This window comes from Siccirubricoccus phaeus (assembly GCF_008360935.1).
In the GTDB taxonomy this organism is placed as follows: domain Bacteria; phylum Pseudomonadota; class Alphaproteobacteria; order Acetobacterales; family Acetobacteraceae; genus Siccirubricoccus; species Siccirubricoccus phaeus.
The window spans coordinates 314,513-334,896 of the sequence record NZ_SRXO01000001.1; the positions used below are offsets into that span (position 1 = coordinate 314,513).

A 20,384-nucleotide genomic window follows, 5' to 3' on the forward strand; every position below is an offset into this window, starting at 1 on the left:
TCGGGTTCCGGCCGCGAAACTCGGCGGAACGGAGCCGGAGATCAAGAGGTTGCCCGCAGGTTGACAGCAGGGGCCGGCAAATGGCCCATGGCGGGGAGAAGGATGGAGGAAGCGGATGTTCTCTCGGCGGGGGATGCTGGGCGTGGGGCTGGGCCTGGCCACCGCGGTGCGGGCCCAGAGGGCGGAGGGGCAAAGGGCGGAGGGGCAGGGGGCGGAGGAATGGCCCGCGCGCAACGTGACCATCATCGTGCCCTTCGCCCCCGGCAGCAGCAGCGACATCATCGCCCGCGCCATGGCGCAGCAGATGCAGACCGCCCTGGGCAGATCCGTGACGGTGGACAACCGCCCGGGCGCCACCGGGGAGATCGGCGCCCGTCAGGTGATCCGCAGCGCGCCGGATGGCTACACGCTGATGCATGCGCCGCTCAGCACCTGGGCCATCAATGTCGCGCTGCGGCCGAACCTGGCCTACGACCCGGTCACCCAGCTCACCCGCATCACCCAGACGGTGCGGACGCCGAACGTGCTGGTGGTGCATCCCGGCGCCATTCCGGCGAGCGACCTGCCGGGGGTGATCGCCTGGCTGAAGGCGAATGCGGGCAAGGCTTCCTACTCCACCAGCGGCGCCGGCTCCTCGGATCATCTCACCATGGAGATGTTCAAGCAGGCGACGGGCACGGAACAGGCGCATGTGCCCTTCACCGGCGGCGGGCCGGCCACCACCGCGCTGCTGGCCGGCACGGTGCAGCTCTCCTTCCAGAATCTCGGCTCCATCGCGCCGCAGATCCGCGATGGCCGGGTGCGGCCCATCCTCGTCACCTCGGAAGCGCGCAACCCGGTGCTGCCGGAGGTGCCGACGGCCGTGGAACTCGGCCTGCAGGATTTCGTCGTCTATTCCTGGCAGGGCTTCGGCGGGCCGCCCGGCATGCCGCCCGCGCTGCTGGCGCGGGTGCATGGCGCGGCGGTGGCGGCGCTGCGCCAGCCGGAGAGCAAGTCGCGGCTGGAGGAATTGGGTTTCGAGGTCGTCGCCAACAGCCCGGAGGATTTCGCCGCCTTCCAGCAGCGGGAGATCGCCCGCTGGAAACGGGTGGTGCAGGCGGGGGGCATCACCGCCGATTGAATCGGCGCGATTGAATCCGCGCGGGCGAGGAGTCATAAGCCCGCGTGATCGGGGGTTGCATACCCCGCCTGCCGTTCCGGCCTTCCCGGGGGCGGCAAGGTCGGCGGGCCGGCGGACACCAGGCCGGTTGTCCCCTGTTTTCAATGGCCTGCCTGTCCGCTGCCTTCGCCGCAATTCCGGCGAACTTCGCAGGCAGGACATTGGGGGCCGAAAAGGCTTAAGGAACGGGACATCAGGGGATGGGACGATCCGGCAGAATCGACAGGGCGCTTGCGGCTTGCCGCCGGCGCGCAGAAGGGGCTGCGTGATTCGTGGACATGATTCCGAAACCCGAAGCGATGCTGCCGCAGGACGCCGCGGCGCTGAGCCAGGCTATCCTGCGCAAGCTGACCTACGATCTGGGCAAGAGCCGGACCGGGGCGCGCGATCGCGACTGGTTCATGGCCACCGCGCTGGCGGTGCGGGACCGCGTCGTCGATCGCTGGCTGGAGCAGCTCCGCGCCGCCTACGACAATGGAGCGAAGCAGGTCTATTACCTCAGCCTGGAATTCCTGGTCGGGCGGCTGCTGCGCGACTGCATCAGCAATATCGGGCTGAATGAGGAGGTCTCCGCCGCCCTCGCCTCGCTCGGCATGGAATTCGAGAAGGTGCGGCTGGCGGAGCCCGACGCGGCGCTCGGCAATGGCGGGCTCGGGCGGCTCGCCGCCTGCTTCATGGAAAGCATGGCGAGCCTCGAAATCCCCGCCTTCGGCTACGGCATCCGCTACGAGCACGGGCTGTTCCGCCAGCTCGTCCGGGATGGCTGGCAGCGGGAATATCCGGAGGATTGGCTGACCTTCGGCAACCCCTGGGAGTATGCCCGGCCGGAGGTAGCGCATGACATCGGCTTCGGCGGCTCGGTGGAGGCCGTGGCGGTCTCCGAGCTGCGGGTGCGGCATGTCTGGCACCCGGCCGAGACGGTGCAGGCCGTGGCCTATGACACGCCGGTGGTGGGCTGGCGCGGCCGGCATGTGAACACGCTGCGGCTGTGGTCGGCGCGTGCCATCGACCCGCTGAAGCTGGACGCCTTCAATTTCGGCGACCATGTCGGCGCGCTGGCCGACCGCATGCGGCAGGAGAGCATCTGCAAGGTGCTCTACCCCTCCGACGAGACGCCGGCAGGGCAGGAGCTGCGGCTGCGGCAGGAGTATTTCTTCGCCTCCGCCGCGCTGCAGGACCTCGTCCGCCGGCATCTCCGGGTCTATGGCGATCTGCGCTCGCTGCCGGAAAAGGTGGCGATCCAGCTCAACGACACGCATCCGGCGATCGCCATCGCCGAGCTGATGCGCATCTGCGTGGACCAGCACGACATCGCCTGGGACGAGGCCTGGGAGATCACCCGAGGCTGCATCAGCTACACCAACCACACCCTGCTGCCGGAGGCGCTGGAGAGCTGGCCGGTGCCGCTGATGGAGCGGCTGCTGCCGCGCCACATGCAGATCATCTACCTGATCAACGCGCATCACCTGGACAGCGTCCGCCAGGCGCATCCGGAGGATGGCCGGCTGCTCTCCTCCGTCTCGCTCATCGAGGAAGGGCATGGCCGGCGGGTGCGCATGGGGCATCTCGCCTTCATCGGCTCGCACAAGGTGAACGGCGTCTCGGCGCTGCATTCGGAGCTGCTGAAGCAGACCGTCTTCGCCGATTTCAACGCCCTGGCGCCGGGGCGGATCGTCAACAAGACCAACGGCATCACCTTCCGCCGCTGGCTGCACCAGTCCAACCCCGGGCTGACCCGGCTGCTGGTGGATGCGGTGGGGCCGGAGGTGCTGGACCGGCCTTCCGTGCTGCCGGCGCTGGTGCCGCAGGCGGAGGATGCCGGCTTCCGCAGCCGCTTCGCCGCGGTGAAGCGGGCGAACAAGGAGGCGCTGGCGACGCTGATCCGCCACAACCTCGACCTGAAGGTGGACCCGGGCGCGCTGTTCGACGTGCAGATCAAGCGCATCCATGAGTACAAGCGGCAGCTTCTGAACATCCTGGAGACGGTGGCGCTGTACGACGCCATCCGCGCCCAGCCGATGCAGGATTGGGTGCCGCGGGTGAAGATCTTCGCGGGCAAGGCGGCGGCGAGCTATCACCGGGCGAAGCTCATCATCAAGCTGGCGCATGACGTGGCGCGGGTGGTGAACAGCGACCCGACGCTGCGCGGCGCGCTGAAGCTGGCCTTCCTGCCGAATTACAACGTCTCCCTGGCGGAGCTGATCGTGCCGGCGGCCGATCTCTCCGAGCAGATCTCGACGGCGGGCATGGAGGCGTCCGGCACCGGCAATATGAAGCTGGCGCTGAACGGGGCGCTGACCATCGGCACGCTGGACGGCGCGAATGTGGAGATCCTCGAGCATGTCGGTGCCGAGAACATCCACATCTTCGGCCTGACGACAGCGGAGGTGGCGGAGCGCCGCGCCGCCGGCACGCGCGGCGAGGCGGCGGTGGCAGCATCCCAGCGGCTGGGCGAGGTACTGGAGGCGATCGAGTCCGGCGTCTTCTCCCCGGATGAGCCGGGGCGGTACCGGGAGCTGGTGGCCGGCCTGCGGGGCGATGACTACTTCATGGTGGCGGCGGATTTCGACCGCTACTGGGCGGCGCAGCGGGAGGTGGATGCGCGCTGGCGCGACCCCGCCGCCTGGCAGCGCGCGGCGGTGCTGAACACGGCGCATATGGGCTGGTTCTCCTCCGACCGCACCATCGCCGAATATGCCGAGGATATCTGGCGCGTGCCCGTGGCGTATCAGGGCTGACGTGCGGCCGGGAGTCGGCTGGTTCAGCCTGTCGGGTGCAAGACTCACACCGGGGTCCGGGGCCAGGTCCTGGCCCCGGCGGGGGTCCGGGGGCAGAGCCCCCGTTCTTCGTCTTTTTCTGTGACTTCCCTCTGGCGCGCCGCCGAAGCTGCGGTGGCGGCGCTGGTGGCGGGCCGCCATGGCGATCCCTTTGCGCTGCTCGGCCCGCATGAACTCGCCGGCCAGCGCGTGCTGCGCGCCTTCCTGCCCGGGGCGGAGGCGCTGGAGGCGCTGACCGCAGCCGGCTCCGTGCCGGTGGCCTTGCGCGACCCCGCCGGCTTCTTCGAGGGGCCCGTTCCTCCCGGCCCCTACCGCCTCCGCGCCCGCCGCGGCGCCGAGAGCTGGGAGCTGGACGACCCCTACGCCTTCGGCCCGACCCTGGGTCCGCTGGATGACCATCTGCTGGTCGAGGGCACGCACACGGAGCTGCCGGACCGCCTCGGCGCCCATCCCTGCCTGCATGAAGGCATTGCCGGCACCCGCTTCGCCGTCTGGGCGCCGCATGCGCGGCGGGTTTCCGTGGTGGGCGACTTCAACGCCTGGGATGGCCGCCGCCACCCCATGCGCAAGCGGATCGACAGCGGGTTGTGGGAGATCTTCCTGCCCGGCATCGGCCCGGGGACGCGCTATAAATACGAGCTGCTTGGCCCGGACGGCGCCCTGCTGCCGCTGAAGGCCGACCCCCATGGCTTCGCCGCCGAATTGCGCCCCGCCACCGCCAGCATCGTCGCCACGCTGGACTTCGCCTGGACCGATGCCGCCTGGATGGCGGCCCGCGCCGAACGCCTTGCCCGGCGCGAGCCGCTCTCGATCTACGAAATCCACGCCGCGTCCTGGCGCCGCCACCCGGATGGCCGCTTCTACGACTGGGACGAGCTGGCGGCCGCCCTCATCCCCTATGTGGCGGAACTCGGCTTCACCCATATGGAGCTGATGCCGGTGATGGAGCATCCGCTGGATGCCTCCTGGGGCTACCAGATCGTCGGGCTGCATGCCGTCACCGCCCGGCTCGGTGGCCCGGCCGGCCTCGCCCGCTTCATCGACGCGGCGCATGCGGCCGGCATCGGCGTGATCCTGGATTGGGTCCCGGCGCATTTCCCGCGCGACGCGCATGGCCTGGCCCGATTCGACGGCACCCCGCTCTATGAGCATCCGGACCCGAAGCGCGGCAGCCATCCCGGCTGGGGCACGCTGGTCTTCGACTATGGCCGGCCGGAGGTCGCCGCTTTCCTCACCGCCAATGCCCTGTTCTGGCTGGAACTCTTCCATGCCGACGGGCTGCGCGTCGATGCCGTCTCCGCCATGATCCATCTGGACCATGCGCGCGCCCCCGGCGAATGGGCGCCCAACCCGGACGGCTCGACCGAGAATCGGGAGGCCACCACCTTCCTCCGCCGCCTCAACGCCCTGGTGCGGGAACGCTGCCCCGGCGCCCTGATGATAGCGGAAGAGGCGACCGCCGCCCCCGACATCACCCGGCCCGAAGGCCTCGGCTTCGCCTTCAAATGGAATATGGGCTGGATGAATGACAGCTTGCGCTACCTGGCCCAGGACCCCATCCATCGGCGCTGGCATCATGGTTTGATGAATTTCGCCCTGATGTATGCCTGGGCGGAAGACTTCATCCTGCCCCTCAGCCATGACGAGGTGGTGCATGGCAAGGGGACGCTGCTGGGGCGGCTGCCCAAGGGGGACAGCCATGATGATTGGCAGCGCTTCGCAACCCTCCGGGCCTATTACGCCTATATGTGGGGTCACCCGGGAAAGAAGCTGCTGTTCATGGGCCAGGAATTCGCCCCTTGGCGGGAATGGTCGGAAGCGCAGGAGCTGGATTGGTGGCTGCTGCAGCACGCCCCGCATCAGGGCATGCGGCGCCTCGTCGCCGACCTCAACCGGCTGCACCGGCAGCTTCCCCCGCTGCACGCAAGGGATGCCGAGCCGGAGGGGTTCCGCTGGATCGAGGCGGATGATGCCGCGCATTCCGTCTTCGCCTGGCTGCGCTTCGACGGGGCAGGGGGGAAGCCCATCGCCGTGATCAGCAATTTCACCCCGGTCCCTCGGCAGGGGATGCGCTTCGGCCTGCCCCTGGCCGGGCGGTGGCGGGAGATTCTTAACACCGATGCCGGCTGCTATGGCGGAACGAATGCGGGTAACCTCGGCGCGGTCATCGCCGAGGCGCAGCCCAGCCACGGCCTGCCCTGCTCCGCCGGGCTGCTGCTGCCGCCGCTCGCGACGCTGTACCTGATGCCGGAGGAGGAGGCGGGGCCGCATGGCTGAGAGACAGGAACGGTCCCTGGCGCCGCTGGCCCGCACCGCCATGGCCTTCGTGCTGGCCGGCGGCCGCGGCAGCCGGCTGATGGAGCTCACCGACCGCCGCGCCAAGCCGGCCGTCTTCTTCGGCGGCAAGTCGCGGATCATCGACTTCGCGCTGTCCAACGCCATCAATTCCGGCATCCGCCGCGTCGCCGTCGCCACCCAGTACAAGGCGCACAGCCTGATCCGGCATCTGCAGCGCGGCTGGAATTTCCTCCGCCCCGAACGCAATGAGAGCTTCGACATCCTGCCGGCCAGCCAGCGCGTCTCGGAACACGCCTGGTACCAGGGCACGGCGGATGCGGTGTTCCAGAACATCGACATCATCGAGGATCTGGCGCCGCGCCACATCGTGCTGCTGGCGGGCGACCACATCTACAAGATGGATTACGAGACGATGCTGCAGCAGCACCTCGCCGCCGGCGCCGAGGTGACGGTGAGCTGCATGACCGTGCCGCGCCTGGAAGCCAGGGGCTTCGGCGTGATGGCGGTGGACGAGGCCGGCCGCATCGTCGATTTCGTCGAGAAGCCGGCCGACCCGCCCTGCATCCCGGGCCATCCCGACCTCGCTTTGGCCAGCATGGGCATCTATGTCTTCGAGACGCGCTTCCTGATCGAGCAGTTGAAGCGCGACGCGGCCGACCCTGCTTCCTCCCGCGATTTCGGCAAGGACATCATCCCCCATCTGGTCACGCGCGGCAGGGCGCTGGCGCATCGCTTCGAGACCTCCTGCGTCCGTTCCTCCATGGAGGCCAGCCCTTATTGGCGGGATGTCGGCACCGTGGACGCCTATTGGGAGGCGAATGTCGACCTGACCGACGTCATCCCCGGCCTCGACCTGTTCGACCGGGACTGGCCGATCTGGACCTATGCCGAGATCACCCCGCCGGCGAAATTCGTGCATGACCTGGAGGGGCGGCGGGGCGAGGCCATCGCCTCCCTGGTCTCCGGCGGTTGCATCGTCTCCGGCGCCACGGCGCGGCGCTCGCTGCTCTTCACCAATGTCCACCTGCATTCCTACGTGGCGCTGGAGGGCGCGGTGCTGCTGCCGGAGGTGGATGTCGGCCGCCGCGCCAGGCTGCGCAACGTGGTGGTGGATCGCGGCGTGCGGATTCCGGAAGGGCTGGTGGTGGGGGAGGATCCGGTGGCGGATGCCGCCAGGTTCCGCCGGACGGAGAAGGGCATCTGCCTCATCACCCAGCCCATGCTGGACCGCCTGGCGTGAGCCGCCCGCAGCTTCGCCTGCTGGCCATCGCCTCGGAATGCTTCCCGCTGGTGAAGACCGGCGGGCTGGCCGATGTGGTCGGCGCGCTGCCCGGGGCGCTGGCGGCGGAGGGCATCGCCACCACCACCCTGCTGCCGGGCTACCCCGCCGTGCTTGCCGCGCTGGCGGGTGCCGCCCCGCGCCGGGTTCTACCGGAGTTGTTCGGCGGCCCGGCCCGGGTGTTGGCGGCGCAGGCGCATGGGCTGGAATTGCTGGTGCTGGAGGCGCCGCATCTCTTCGACCGGCCGGGCAACCCCTATCTGGCGCCGGGGGGTGGCGAGTGGGAGGACAACCCGCTGCGCTTCGCCGCCCTCGGCGCCGCCGGCGCGCTGCTGGCGCGGGAGGCAGGCTTCGACGCCGTCCATGCGCATGACTGGCAGGCGGGGCTGGCGCTGGCCTATCTGAAGCACGGCGCGGGGCGGTCCATGCCCGCGCTCTTCACCATCCACAACCTCGCCTTCCAGGGGCAGTACCCGGTTTCGCTCTTTCCCCGTCTCGGCCTGCCGCCGGAAGCCTTCGCAGTGACGGGGCTGGAGCATTACGGCCGCATCGGCTTCCTCAAATCCGGGCTGTGGTATGCCGACCGCATCACCACCGTCTCCCCCACCTATGCCGCGGAAATCCTGACGCCCGAGGGCGGGATGGGGCTGGACGGGCTGCTGCGCGGCCGGGGCGGGGTGGTGGAGGGCATATTGAACGGCCTCGACACCGCGGAATGGGACCCGGAGAAGGATGCGCGGCTGGCCGCCCGCTTCTCCACCGCCGACCCGGCGCCGCGGGCGGCGAACAAGGCGGCGCTGCAGCGGCGGCTGGGGCTGGCGGAGGATGCTGCCGTGCCGCTCTTCGCCTTCATCGGCCGGCTGGCCTGGCAGAAGGGGGTGGACCTGGTGCTGGAGGCGCTGCCCCGGCTGCTGGGCGGCGGGGCGCAGCTCGCTATCCTGGGCAGCGGGGATTCAGGGCTGGAGGCGCGCTGCCGCGGCGCCGCCGGCGCCCATCCCGGGCGGATCGGCGCCTTCATCGGCTTCGAGGAAGGGTTGGCCCGGCTGCTCTATGGCGGCGTGGATGCGGTGCTGGTGCCGAGCCGCTTCGAGCCCTGCGGCCTGACCCAGCTCTGCGCCCTGCGCTATGGCGCGCCGCCGATCGTGGCGCGGGTGGGCGGGCTGGCGGATACGGTGATCGACGCCAATGAGATGGCGCTGGCGGCGGGCACGGGCACGGGGCTGCAATTCGCCCCGGGCTCGGTGGAGATGCTGGGGGCGGCGATCCAAAGGGCGATCGGGCTGTGGCGGCAGGGGCCGGCCTGGCGGCGGATCCAGGCGAATGCCATGGCCAGCGATGTGTCCTGGCGCCGCTCGGCCGGGCGCTACGCGGCGCTGTTCCGGGAGATGGTGCGGGCGGAGGTGATTGACGCCTGAGGTCGGGGGCTTCGCCCCCGAAGCCCCCAGCAGAGGGCTCTGCCCTCTGCACTCCCGCCGGGGGGAAGAGCTTCCCCCCAGACCCCGCCCTGAGTCTGCTGGTTCAACCTGCCGACTCACAGCAGGGTCCAGGGGCAGCGCTCCTGGCGGGGGTTGGGGGCGAAGCCCCCATCACTCCGCCGGCGCCGCCACCAGCCCGTGCCGCCGCCGCGGCGCCCGGTCCAGCGCCAGGTAGACGACCGGCGTGGTGTAGAGTGTCAGGAGCTGCGAGAGCAGCAGCCCGCCGATGATGGCGATGCCGAGCGGATGCCGCAGCTCCGACCCCGCGCCATGCTCCAGCACCAGCGGCACCGCGCCGAAGATCGCCGCCAGGGTCGTCATCAGGATGGGCCGGAAGCGTTCCCGGCAGGCGGCGAGGATGGCCTCGACGCCGCCGATCCCCTCCGACCGCTCATGCTCCAGCGCGAAATCCACCAGCATGATGGCGTTCTTCTTCACGATGCCCATCAGCAGGATGACGCCGATCAGCGAGATCACGCCGAAGGGCGTGTTGGTCCAGAGCAGCGCCAGCAGCGCGCCGATGCCGGCCGTCGGCAGGGTGGAGATGATGGTGACCGGGTGCAGCAGGTGCTCGTACAGCACGCCGAGCACGATGTAGATCGCGAGCACCGCGGCCAGGATCAGCAGCGGCATGCCGGTGGTGAAGGATTGGAAGGCGCGGGCGTTGCCGGCGAATTCCGTGCGCAGCCCGTCCGGCAGGCCGATCTCCGCCGCGGCGCGTTCCACCAGTGCCGTCGCCTGGCCGATGGCGACGCCTTCCATCAGGTTGAAGGTGATGGTCGCGGCCGGGTAGAGGCCCTGATGCGTCACCGAAAGCGGCGCATGCGTCCGCTCCACCTTCACCAGGGAGGACAGCGGCACCATCGTCCCGTCCGCGGCGGTGAGGTAGATATTGTCCACCTGCTCCGGGTGCTGCGCCTCGCGCGGGTCCACTTCCAGCACCACCCGGTACTGGTTGCGGCTGCGGTAGAGGATGGAGACCTGGCGCTGGGAGAAGGCGCCGTTCAGCGCCGCCGTCACGCCGGAGACGGAAATGCCTAGCCGCGACGCGGCGTCGCGGTCGATGACGACCCGCGTCACCAGCCCGGCGCGCTGCTGGTCCGAATTCACATCCGCGATGCCCTCCACGGTGCGCAGCTTGTCCACCAGCTTTTCCGACCAGGTGGCGAGGTCCTCGAGGTTCGGCGCCAGCAGCACGAATTGGAAGGAGGCATTGCCGGCGCGGCCGCCGATCTGCACGTCCTGCACCGAGCGTAGGAAGGCCTGGACGCCGGGGATGGCGTTCAGCGGCCGGCGCAGCCGATCGATCACCTGCTGGGCGGAGACGCCGCGCTCCGCCAGCGGCTTCAGGCTGATGAACATCCGCCCGGTGGAGGAGGAGCCGCCGAAGCCGCTGGACCCGACGGAGGAGGCGATCGAGGCGATGGCAGGGTCGCGCCGCAGCACCTCCACCACCTTCTCCTGCAATTGCAGCATGGCTTGGAAGGAGGTGTCGGGCGAGGCCCGGGTGGAGCCCATGATGAGGCCGGTATCCTGGTCCGGCACGAAGCCCTTCGGCACCACGGTATAGAGCCAGGCGGTGACGCCGACGAGCGCGACGGTGAAGACCAGCATCAGCCGCCGCACCCGCAGCACATAGCCGAGGCTCCAGAGATAGCCGGCGGTGAGCTTTTCCATGCCCCGGTCCACGGCGCGGCTGAAGCGGCCGGGCGGCGGCGGCGCCTCCCGCGCCAGATGCGCCGCCAGCATGGGCGTGAGGGTGAGGGAGATGACGCCGGAAATGGCGACGGCAATGGCGAGGGTCGCGGAGAATTCCCGGAACATCCGCCCGACCACGCCGCCCATGAAGAGCAGCGGAATGAAGACGGCGATGAGCGAGACGGTGATGGAGACGACGGTGAAGCCGATCTGCCGCGCCCCTTCCAGCGCCGCCTGCATGGGCTTCATGCCGCGCTCCGTCAGCCGCGCCATGTTCTCGATCATCACGATGGCGTCGTCCACGACGAAGCCGACCGAGATGGTCAGCGCCATCAGGGAGAGGTTGTCCAGCGAATAGCCCATCAGCCACATCGCCGCGAAGGTGCCGAGGAGGGAGAGCGGCACCGCCGCGCCTGCCGCCACCACCGCCGAGATGCGCTTCAGGAAGATCGCCACCACCAGGATGACCAGGGCGATGGAGATCAGCAGGGTGAGCTGCACCTCGTCGACGCTCGCCCGGATGGTCTCGGAGCGGTCGCGGATGGTCATGATCTCCACGCCGCCGGGCAGCCAGCGGCGCAGCTCCGGCATCATCGCCTGGATGCCCTCCACCACCTCCAGCACATTGGCGTCGGCCTGCTTGAAGATGGTCATCTGCACGGCGGGGCGGCCATCGACGGAGCCGCCCTGGCGGCGGTCCCGCACATCCAGCGCGACGCGGGCGATGGCGCCGAGCCGCGTCACCGCGCCATCCGCGGTGCGGCGGATGATGAGCTGGGCGTATTCCTCCGGCGTGTTCAGCCGGTCATTCACCGCGATGGCGGCGGCCTGGTCCCGCCCGTCGATCAGCCCGGTGGGCATGGTGACATTGGCGCCGGTGATCGCCTGGCGGATCGCCTCCAGCCCGATATTGGCCGAGGCCGCCGCCGCGGGATTCACCGTGACGCGGATGGCCGGCTGCTCGGCGCCCTGGATGTTCACGGTGGCGACGCCCCGCACCTGGGCGAGGCGCGGCGCGATCAGGCTGTCCGCGACGTCGTAGATGTCGCCGGGCGTCGCGGTCTCCGAGGTCAAAGCGAGGATCAGCACCGGCGCGTCGGCCGGGTTGGCCTTGCGGAAGAAAGGCGGGTTGGGCAGCGGCGGCAGGTCGCTGCCGGCGGCGTTCAGCGCCGCCTGCACGTCGCGCGCGGCGCCCTCCACATCCCGGGAAAGGTCGAATTGCACGATCAGGACGGTGCTGCCGAGGGAGGAGGAGGAGGTCAGCTCCGTCACCCCGGGGATGGCGCCGATGCGCCGTTCCAGCGGCGCCGCGACGGCGGAGGCCATGGTGGAGGGATCCGCCCCCGGCAGGCTGGCGGTGATGAAGATGGTGGGCAAATCCACCCGCGGCAGCGGCGCGATGGGCAGGTGGAAATAAGCGGCGAGGCCTGTGAGGGCGAGGCCGATCGCCAGCAGCGCGGTGGCGATGGGCCGGCGGATGAAGGGCTCGCTGATGGACATGCTATTCTGCCGGCGCCCCGCCCTGGGCTCCCCCTTGGGGCGCCGCCGCCCGCCGCCGCACCAGCCGGCGGGCGGCGCGGCGGAGATCCTCCATCGCCAGGTAGATCACCGGCGTGGTGTAGAGGGTGATCACCTGGCTCAGCAGCAGCCCGCCCACCACGGAGACGCCGAGCGGCCGGCGCAGCTCGGAGCCCGTCCCGGTCTCCAGCATCAGCGGCAGGGCGCCGAGCAGCGCCGCCATCGTCGTCATCATGATCGGGCGGAAGCGCAGCAGCGAGGCCTCAATGATCGCCTCGCGCGGGGCGCGGCCATGGTCGCGCTGCGCTTCCAGCGCGAAGTCGATCATCATGATGGCGTTCTTCTTCACGATGCCCATCAGCAGCACGATGCCGATCAGCCCGACCACGGACAGGTCGAGGCCGAAGGCCAGCAGCGCCAGCAGCGCGCCGATGCCGGCGGAGGGTAGGGTGGAGAGGATGGTGACCGGGTGGATCACGCTCTCATAGAGCACGCCGAGCGTGATGTAGATGACGATGATGGCGGCGAGGATCAGCCAGGGCTCGCCCTGCAGCGAACGCTGGAACTCCGCCGCATCGCCGGCGAAGCTGCCGATGATGGTGTTCGGCATCTCCAGCTCCTGCTCCGCCTGCCTTATGGCCTCCACCGCGGCGCCGAGGGAGGCGCCGGGGGCGAGGTCGAAGCTCAGGGTGATGGCCGGGAATTGCGCCTGCTTCGTCACCGTCAGCGGCCCGGCGGCACGGCCGATGCGGGCGATCTCGGCCAGCGGCACCTGCGCGTTGCCGGAGGCCTGGGTGGTGGCGGTCGTCGTCGTCGTTGCACTGCTCGCCGCGCTGGTCGCCGGCACGCGGAGCTGGCCGATCACGCTCGGGTCGTCGCGGATCTCGGGCGTCGCCTCCAGCACCACGCGGTACTGGTTGTTCTGGGCGTAGATGGTGCTGATCTGGCGCTGGCCGAAGGCGTCGTACAGCGTGTCGTCGATCGCCTGCATGGTCACGCCGAGCCGCCCCGCCGCATCGCGGTCCACCTCCACCGTGACGCGCTGGCCGCCGTCGCGCTGGTCGGAAGCGAGGTCGCGGAACAGCGGCAGGCGCCGCAGATGCGCTTCCAGCTCGCCGGCGAAGCGCGCCAGCTCGGTGCCGTCCGGCGCCATCAGCGTGTACTGGTAGGCGCTGGCGCCGGGGCGGGCGCCGATCTGGATATCCTGCACCGGCGACAGGTGCACCGAAATGCCGGGCAGCGCGTCCAGCGCGGGCTGCATGCGCAGCGCGATCTCCTGCGCCGTCAGCGCCCGCTCCTCCCGCGGCCGCAGCACGGCGGTGATGCGGCCGGTATTGGAGGCCGGGTTGACGATGCCGGCGCCGACCACGGAGGTGACGGCGACCACATCCGGGTCGGCGCCGATCGCCTCCGCCGCCGCGTGCTGCAGGGCGGAGATGCGGGCGAAGGAGGCATCCTCCGGCCCCTCCACCGTGGCGATGATGAGGCCGGTATCCTGCTGCGGCAGGAAGCCCTTCGGCATGAAGACGTAGAGCGCGACGGTCCCGGCGACGGTCGCCGTGGCCAGCAGCAGCATCGCCCCCTCGTGGCGCAGGGTCCAGTGCAGGCTGCGCCCATAGGCCTGGCGCACCGCCTCGAAGCCGCGCTCGAAGACCCTGCCGACCCAGCCGCCGCCCGCCGCCTCATGCCGCAGCAGCTGGCCGCACATCATCGGCGTCAGCGTCAGGGAGACGAACATGGAGACGGTGACGGAGATGGTCAGCACCAGGGCGAATTCCTGGAACAGCCGCCCCACCACCCCCGGCATGAAGAGCAGCGGGATGAACACCGCGACCAGCGAGACGGTGAGCGAGACCACGGTGAAGCCGATCTGCCGCGCGCCCTCATAGGCGGCGTCCAGCGGCTTCTTCCCTTCCTCGATCAGCCGGACGATGTTCTCGATCATCACGATGGCGTCGTCCACGACGAAGCCGGTCGCGATGGTCAGCGCCATCAGCGAGAGGTTGTCCAGCGAATAGCCGCAGAAGGCCATGATCGCGAAGGTGCCGAGCAGCGAAAGTGGCAGGGCGACGCCCGGGATGATGGTGGCGCGCAGGCTGCGCAGGAACAGCCAGATGACGGCGACGACGAGGAACACCGCCAGCACCAGGGTGAATTGCACGTCATGGACCGAGGCGCGGATGGTCTCCGTGCGGTCCGCCACCACATGCAGGCTGGCGCCGGTCGGCAGCGCCCTTTGCAGCATGGCGAGCTGGCCGCGCACCTGCTCCACCGTGCGGACGATATTGGCGCCGGGCTGGCGCTGCACATCGATCAGCACGGCGGGGTGGCCGTCGTACCAGGCGCCGTTCAGCGTGTTCTCCAGGTCCCGCACCGCGCTGCCGACATCGCGCAGCCGCACCGGCGCGTCATTGCGGTAGGCGATGATGAGGTTGGCGAAATCCTCCGGCGCCTGGATCTGGTCATTGGCCATCACCGCGCTGGCCTGGCGCGGCCCGTCCACGCTGCCCTTCGGCGTGTTGACGTTGCCCGCGGTCACCGCGCTGCGGACATCCTCCAGCGAAAGCCCATAGGCCGCCAGCCGCCTGGGATCCGCCTGCAGCCTTATGGCCGGCCGCATGCTGCCCTGCACGACGACGCGGCCGACGCCGCTCACCTGCGCCAGGCGCTGCGCCAGCAGCGTATCCGCGGCGTCGGAAAGCTGGTGGATCGGCAGGGTCTCGCTGGTCAGGGCCAGGGTGATGATGGCCGGGTCCGCCGGGTTCACCTTCGCATAGGTGGGCGGGTAGGGCAGGGTGCTCGGCAGGGTGCCGCGCGCCGCGTTGATCGCCGCCTGTACGTCCTGCGCCGCATCGTCGATGTCGCGGTCGAGCGCGAATTGCAGGGTGATGCGGCTGGTGCCGGGGCCGGAGACGGAGACGATGTCCGTCAGCCCCGAGATCGGCGCGAGCTGGCGTTCCAGCGAGGCGGTGACCAGCAGCGCCACCGTCTCCGGCGAGGCGCCGGGCAGGTTGGTCGTCACCTCGATGGTGGGGAAATCCACCTCCGGCAGGGCGGAGACCGGCAGGCGCTGATAGCCGAGCCCGCCGAGCAGCAGCAGGGCGAGCGCCAGCAGCCAGGTCGCGATGGGCCGGGCGATGAAGGGGGCGGAGATGTTCATGGCCCGGCCGTGCCGCCGCTACCGCGCGTCCGCCGCCTGGCGCGGCCGCATGCGGCGCTGGCCGGGCGCAGGCGGCGCCGCCGGCTGCCCGCCATCCTCGCTGATCGCCACCGTCGTACCCGGGTTGAGCCGCAGCCCGCCGGAGGTCACCACCCGCTCCCCGGCCGCCATGCCGCCCAGCACCACGGCGTCATTCGCCGTGAGCACGCCGAGGCGGAGGCTGCGCTGCTCCACCGTGTTGTCCGGCTTCACCACGAAGGCGAAGCTGCCTTCCGGCCCGCGCTGCACCGCGACCAGCGGAATGGTGGTGACGCGCGGCAGGGTTTCGATCTGTAGCCGCACATTGACGAAGGCGCCGGGCCAGAGCTTGCCATCCTCATTCGGGAAGACCGCCTTCAGCTTGATGGTGCCGGTCTGCGGATCCACCGCATTGTCCAGTGTCAGCAGCCTGCCTTCCGCCGTGCCGCCGGGGCGCAGCGCCGTCACCGGCACCGGGCCCCTGGCCAGCGCATCCAGCACCCGCGCCACCTCCTGCTGCGGCAGGGTGAAGGTGACGGCGATGGGCTGGAGCTGCGAGACGGTGACGATGCCGGTCGCGTCGCCGGAGCGCACGAGGTTGCCCGGGTCCACCAGCCGGAGGCCGACGCGGCCATCGATGGGCGCGCGGATGGTGGTGAAGGAAAGCTGCGTCCGCGCCGCGTCGATCGCCGCCTGATCGGAGGCGACCACCGCCTCATACTGCGCGACGGTCGCCCGCTGCGTGTCCTGCTGCTGGCGGGAAACGCCGGCATTGGCGGCGAGCTGGGCGTAGCGCTGCAGATCCAGCCGGGCATTGGCCAGCAGCGCCTCATCCTGCGCCTTCTTGGCGATGGCCTGGTCCAGCGCCGCCTGGTAGCTGCGCGGGTCGATCCGCGCCAGCACATCGCCCTGCTTCACCGACTGGCCCTCGGTGAAGGCGATCTCGAGGAGCTGGCCGTCCACCTGGGCGCGGACGGTGATGGTGTTGAAGGCCTGCACCGTGCCGATGGCCTCCAGCATGATGGGCAGGTCCTGCACCCGCGCCGCCGCCGCCGTCACCGGCACGGGGATGTTGCCGGGGCCGCCGGGGCGCCGCAGCACGGAGCCGGCGGCGGCGGTCTGCCCCTGGCCCTGCTGGCGCTGCTGCCACCAGTACCAGCCGCCCGCCCCCGCGCCGGCCAGGACGGCCAGGATCAGCAGGGCGAGGAGGGCGCGGCGCAGCGGCCGGCGCCTGGCCTTGCCGCCGGGGGGCGGCGGTCCCTCCCCGAGCGGGGAGGTGGTGGCGGGCGGCACGGGTTGGGTGGATGTCGGGTGATGCGTCATAGGGTCCCCCAGCCCCCGCCCAGGGCGCGGAACAGCCCCACCGCGGCCTGCAGCCTGGCGAGGCGTGCCGCGGTCAAGGTGTTGCGGGCGGAAAACAGCGTCTGTTGCGTGTTCAGCAGCGTGACGAGGTCGATGGTGCCGGCGCGGAGCTGCGCCTCGGAAATGGCGTAGGCGCGTTCGGCCATGCGCACCGCCTCGGCCTGCAGCGTCTCCTGCTCCGTGCTCTGGCGCAGCCCGACCAGGGCGTTCTCGGTATCCACCAGCGCCGCCAGGATGGCGCCGCGATAGGTCGCCAGCAGCTCCGCCGCCCGTGCCTCGTTGTACTGCACCTGGCCGCGCAGCCGCCCGCCCTCGAAGATCGGCTGGGCGATGCCGGCGGTGAGGGTGAAGATGATCGAGGTCGGGCGTAGCAGCGTCTCCAGCGCGAGCGAGGTGTAGCCGCCCGAGCCGGTGAGGGTGACCGAGGGCAGCAGCGCCGCCCGCGCCGCCACCACATTGGCCTGGGCGGCGGCGAGGTCGGATTCGGCGCTCAGCACGTCCGGCCGCCGCGCCAGCACCTCCGTCGGCAGGCCGGGCTGCACGCGCGGCACGGCGATGCGGGTGAAGACATCGGCGGCCAGGGTGATCCCTTCCGGCGCCCGGCCGATCAACGTGGCCAGCGCATTGCGGTTCTGCGCCACCTGCTGCGCCAAAGGCGGGATCGCCGCCTTCTGCTGCGCCACCACGGTTTCCTGCTGCGCGAGGTCGAGCCCGCCGGCGGTGCCGACCGAGAGGCGGTCGGCGATCACCTGCCGCACCCGCTCGGCGATCTCGAGATTCTGCTGCTGCAGCTTGAGCTGCTCGGTATAGGCCAGCAGGGCGAAATAGGTGTTGGCGACCGAGGCCTGGGTGGTGAGCATCACCGTCGCCCAGGCGAAGCGGGCGGATTGCGCCGCCTGTTCCGCGGCTTCCGTCGCCGCCCGGTTCTTGCCCCAGAAATCCACCTCGTAGCTGGCGGACAGCGCGATGCGGTCGGAGGAGGTGACCCGCACCCTGGCGGTACGGGCGCCGGTGACGCTGGCGGTATTGACGCTGCCGCTCTGGCTGCGGCTGGCCTGGCCGGCGAAATCCACCGTCGGCAGCAGCGCCGCGCCGGCGATGCGGAGCTGCGCATCGGCCTGGCGGATCCGCGCCGCGGCGGCGGCCATGTCGTTGTTGGCCTGCATGGCTTCGGCCATCAGCCCGTCCAGCTCCGTCGCACCGAAGCCGCGCCACCAGGCGGGGTCGGGCCAGGCGGCGTCGCCGGCGGCATCGCTGAGCCGCGCCGGCAGGTCGAGGCCGGAGGTGGTGGGGCCGGGGGTCAGCCAGTCGCAGCCGCCGAGCAGCGGCAGGGCGAGCAGCAGCGCCGCCCCGCGAAGAATAGCCAAGCCGCTCACTCCCCGGGCGAGCCCGCCGCCGCCACCCGGGCGCGGCCTTCCGGCGAGATGGCGGCCAGGGCCTGGGACAGGGCCTCGCCGAATTGCATGCTGAACGCCACCCAGCGCTCCGAGGAGCGGGCCATGGCCTGCTGCAGGGCGGCGGGGTCGAAGGGCTGGCGCAGCATCGCCGCATCCACCTCGGCGCGGGAGGCGCGGAGCGCCTGCAGCGCCTCCGCATAGCGCGGCCGTTCCGCCTGCAGCACCTCGCGGAAGCGGGGCCGGTCGGTCTCCGGCAGGGTGGCTTCCAGCCGGCCGATCATCCGCTCGAAGCCGCGGCTGGGGCCGCCATGGCCGCGCCCGGGCTGGGCCAGCAGCACCCCGCCCAGCACCAGGTTCACCACCACGGAGGCGCCGAGCAGCGCCGCCAATATGGTCTGCCGTCCCAGCCTCATAGGAACTCCCCGGCCACGGGCAGGGACAGCAGCGGCCCCAGCGGGTCGATCGGCGCCGTGCTGACGGGGTGCAGGCCGAGCCAGAGGGCGCAGCCCAGCCCGGCCGCCAGTGCCCCCCAGCCGGCAGGCGCCAGCGAGGGCAGCAGGCGCTGCAATTGGCCCATCGGCCCCAGCGGGGCCGGCAGCGGGGCGCGGGCGATGCGCCGCGCCACCGCCGCTTCCAGCCGCGCCACCGCGGCGGCGTCCGGCCGCGGCAGGGCGCGGCGCAGCGCCGCCTCCAGCGCGCCATCCTCCCAGTTTTCGCGGGTCATGACCCTTCCTCCAGATGCCGGCGCAGCGCCAGGCGGGCGCGGTACAGCACCCCTTCCAGCGCGCGTTCCGAAAGCCCGAGCGCCGCCGCCGCCTCGGCGCCGCTCAACCCCTCCTCATAGGCCAGGGCGATCGCCGCCCGGTATTTCGGCGGCAGTTTTCCGAGGGCGGCGCGCAGCCCCGCCTCCTCCTGCGCCGCCACCGCCCGTTCCTCCGGGCCGGGCGCCGGATCGGCCCATTCGGCCAGGGCCTCGGGGCCGGCCCGGAGGCCGGCAGTGGCCTGGCGCCGGGCGCGGTCGATGGCGAGGTTCACCACGATGCGGTGCAGCCAGGTGGTGAAACGTGCCCGCTCCGGGTCGAAGCCGGCTGCCCCCTGCCAGGCGCGCAGCAGGGCTTCCTGCGCCACCTCCTCCGCCTCCGCCTTCTGCCCCAGCACGCGCAGCGCGATGCGCAGGGTGCGTTCGCCATGCCGATGGACCAGATGGCCGAAGGCGGAACGGTCACCCGCCGCCGCCGCCCGCATGAGCGCGGCATCGTCGGCCGAGGGCGGGATCATGCGCCGCGGCGGTGCGGGCGCGTCGCGGCGCCAGGGAGCGGGCGCGTCGGCGAGCGTGCGGGGGAGGGCGAGGGCGTGCGGCATGGCGTGTCGATGGCTGATACGCGCCGCCGGCACGCAACCCACACGGTATTCATGGCGCGGGAAACAACGCCTCCGTCCGGCCCATGAGCCTGTAGGCGAGCAGCCCGACCCACTCCTTCAGCCCCCATTCGAATTCGCCGAGCCGCACCGGGAAGCTGGCATCGTACCAGACGGCCAGGGTGCGGCCGGTGCGGTAGTTGACCGGCCAGGCAGCGATCCCCCGCCACCCGGCGGCGCGGAAGACTCCCATGGAACGCGGCATATGGCTGGCCGAGGTGACCAGCAGCCAGGTTTCTCCAGGCTTTGGCGCCGCCAGGGAGAGGGTGTTGACGGCGTTCTCATGGGTGTTGCGGGCGGCCGTCTCGAAAGCCATGCGGTCGGGCGGCACGCCGAGGGAGAGCCAGAGGCGGCGTGCCACCTCGGCTTCCGTGACGCCGCCGTGCAGGGGGGAGCCCTGGCCGCCGGTGAAGATCAGCCGCGCCTCCGGATGGCGGCGCAGCAGGGCGACGGGCTCGGTCATGCGCTCGGCGGCGCCGTTCAGGGCGGGGAGGCCGCGGGCCTCGGTGAGGTTCTGCTCCACGGCGCCGCCCAGCACCACGATGCCGTCGATATGGGCGGGCTCCTCGGCCGGGCGGGGGAAGCGGTCCTCGAGCGGGAGCTGGACCCATTGGTGCAGGGGCAGGACCAGCAGCGAGAGGTAGAAGCCGAGACCCGCCAGCAAGGGCCAGCGGCCCCAGCGGCGGCCGCGCCACAGGGCGGCCAGACCGATCAGGCCCAGCAGCAGGGCGAAGGTGCCGGGGCGGGCCGGCAGCCAGAACAGCTTGGACAGGACATAGAGCACGTCCTGCATCAGCGCCCCACGAGGGGGCTTTGCCCCCTCG

At 71.1% G+C, this 20,384-nt stretch carries 13 protein-coding genes; 5 read left to right on the forward strand and 8 right to left on the reverse strand.

The features are described from left to right. Positions 1 to 115 precede the first annotated feature (115 nt). From E5N76_RS01385 to glgA, 5 genes are all read left to right on the forward strand, one after another. On the forward strand, positions 116 to 1,120 hold the full coding sequence (locus E5N76_RS01385) for a Bug family tripartite tricarboxylate transporter substrate binding protein (protein WP_149535505.1): 1,005 nt from the start codon (positions 116 to 118) through the stop codon (positions 1,118 to 1,120). Positions 1,121 to 1,437: 317 nt separating this feature from the next. Further along, positions 1,438 to 3,897, forward strand: a complete 2,460-nt coding sequence (locus E5N76_RS01390; RefSeq protein WP_149535506.1) for a glycogen/starch/alpha-glucan phosphorylase — start codon at positions 1,438 to 1,440, stop codon at positions 3,895 to 3,897. 120 nt (positions 3,898 to 4,017) lie between these two features. Next, positions 4,018 to 6,213: a 1,4-alpha-glucan branching protein GlgB gene (gene glgB / locus E5N76_RS01395; protein ID WP_149535507.1), complete on the forward strand. Its 2,196-nt coding sequence runs from the start codon at positions 4,018 to 4,020 to the stop codon at positions 6,211 to 6,213. Beyond that, positions 6,206 to 7,474, forward strand: coding sequence for a glucose-1-phosphate adenylyltransferase (gene glgC / locus E5N76_RS01400; RefSeq protein WP_149535508.1), 1,269 nt, complete (start codon positions 6,206 to 6,208; stop codon positions 7,472 to 7,474). The genes glgB and glgC overlap by 8 nt, the downstream gene beginning before the upstream one ends. Then, positions 7,471 to 8,928: a glycogen synthase GlgA gene (glgA, locus tag E5N76_RS01405; protein ID WP_149535509.1), complete on the forward strand. Its 1,458-nt coding sequence runs from the start codon at positions 7,471 to 7,473 to the stop codon at positions 8,926 to 8,928. Before glgC ends, glgA begins: the two co-directional genes overlap by 4 nt. A 171-nt stretch (positions 8,929 to 9,099) precedes the next feature. On the opposite strand, the gene E5N76_RS01410 is transcribed toward glgA, so the two are convergent. Genes E5N76_RS01410 through E5N76_RS01445 form a run of 8 tightly spaced genes read right to left on the reverse strand, consistent with a single transcriptional unit; the run spans position 9,100 to position 20,353 of the window. Continuing rightward, complete coding sequence (locus tag E5N76_RS01410) at positions 9,100 to 12,186, reverse strand: efflux RND transporter permease subunit (RefSeq protein ID WP_149535510.1); 3,087 nt, start codon at positions 12,184 to 12,186, stop codon at positions 9,100 to 9,102. A 1-nt stretch (position 12,187) separates the two neighbouring features. Beyond that, positions 12,188 to 15,364, reverse strand: coding sequence for an efflux RND transporter permease subunit (locus E5N76_RS01415; protein WP_149535511.1), 3,177 nt, complete (start codon positions 15,362 to 15,364; stop codon positions 12,188 to 12,190). Between the two features lie 18 nt (positions 15,365 to 15,382). After that, positions 15,383 to 16,675 (reverse strand): efflux RND transporter periplasmic adaptor subunit, encoded by a 1,293-nt coding sequence (locus E5N76_RS01420; RefSeq protein WP_187829904.1) that lies wholly within the window; start codon positions 16,673 to 16,675, stop codon positions 15,383 to 15,385. A 26-nt stretch (positions 16,676 to 16,701) separates the two neighbouring features. Continuing rightward, a complete protein-coding gene (locus tag E5N76_RS01425) occupies positions 16,702 to 18,111 on the reverse strand; it encodes an efflux transporter outer membrane subunit (protein ID WP_149535513.1) in 1,410 nt (469 codons plus the stop codon). A gap of 5 nt (positions 18,112 to 18,116) precedes the next feature. After that, positions 18,117 to 18,554 carry a periplasmic heavy metal sensor gene (locus E5N76_RS01430; RefSeq protein WP_149535514.1) on the reverse strand — a complete coding sequence of 146 codons (438 nt, stop codon included), beginning with the start codon at positions 18,552 to 18,554 and terminating at the stop codon, positions 18,117 to 18,119. Continuing rightward, a complete protein-coding gene (locus tag E5N76_RS01435) occupies positions 18,551 to 18,865 on the reverse strand; it encodes a hypothetical protein (RefSeq protein WP_149535515.1) in 315 nt (104 codons plus the stop codon). The genes E5N76_RS01430 and E5N76_RS01435 overlap by 4 nt, the downstream gene beginning before the upstream one ends. Next, positions 18,862 to 19,503, reverse strand: coding sequence for a sigma-70 family RNA polymerase sigma factor (locus E5N76_RS01440; protein ID WP_207791828.1), 642 nt, complete (start codon positions 19,501 to 19,503; stop codon positions 18,862 to 18,864). Before E5N76_RS01440 ends, E5N76_RS01435 begins: the two co-directional genes overlap by 4 nt. Before the next feature lie 49 nt (positions 19,504 to 19,552). Continuing rightward, entirely contained in the window at positions 19,553 to 20,353 is an 801-nt protein-coding gene (locus E5N76_RS01445) for a YdcF family protein (protein WP_149535516.1), read from the reverse strand. Positions 20,354 to 20,384 lie beyond the last annotated feature (31 nt).

What these genes read in the sequence shown, in the direction of transcription:
- E5N76_RS01385 (WP_149535505.1), top strand. Translation starts at nt 116, where the DNA reads ATGTTCTCTCGGCGGGGGATGCTGGGCGTGGGGCTGGGCCTGGCCACC.
- E5N76_RS01390 (WP_149535506.1), top strand. Translation starts at nt 1,438, where the DNA reads ATGATTCCGAAACCCGAAGCGATGCTGCCGCAGGACGCCGCGGCGCTG.
- glgC (WP_149535508.1), top strand. Translation starts at nt 6,206, where the DNA reads ATGGCTGAGAGACAGGAACGGTCCCTGGCGCCGCTGGCCCGCACCGCC.
- E5N76_RS01410 (WP_149535510.1), bottom strand. Translation starts at nt 12,186, where the DNA reads ATGTCCATCAGCGAGCCCTTCATCCGCCGGCCCATCGCCACCGCGCTG.
- E5N76_RS01415 (WP_149535511.1), bottom strand. Translation starts at nt 15,364, where the DNA reads ATGAACATCTCCGCCCCCTTCATCGCCCGGCCCATCGCGACCTGGCTG.
- E5N76_RS01430 (WP_149535514.1), bottom strand. Translation starts at nt 18,554, where the DNA reads ATGAGGCTGGGACGGCAGACCATATTGGCGGCGCTGCTCGGCGCCTCC.
- E5N76_RS01435 (WP_149535515.1), bottom strand. Translation starts at nt 18,865, where the DNA reads ATGACCCGCGAAAACTGGGAGGATGGCGCGCTGGAGGCGGCGCTGCGC.
- E5N76_RS01440 (WP_207791828.1), bottom strand. Translation starts at nt 19,503, where the DNA reads ATGCCGCACGCCCTCGCCCTCCCCCGCACGCTCGCCGACGCGCCCGCT.
- E5N76_RS01445 (WP_149535516.1), bottom strand. Translation starts at nt 20,353, where the DNA reads ATGCAGGACGTGCTCTATGTCCTGTCCAAGCTGTTCTGGCTGCCGGCC.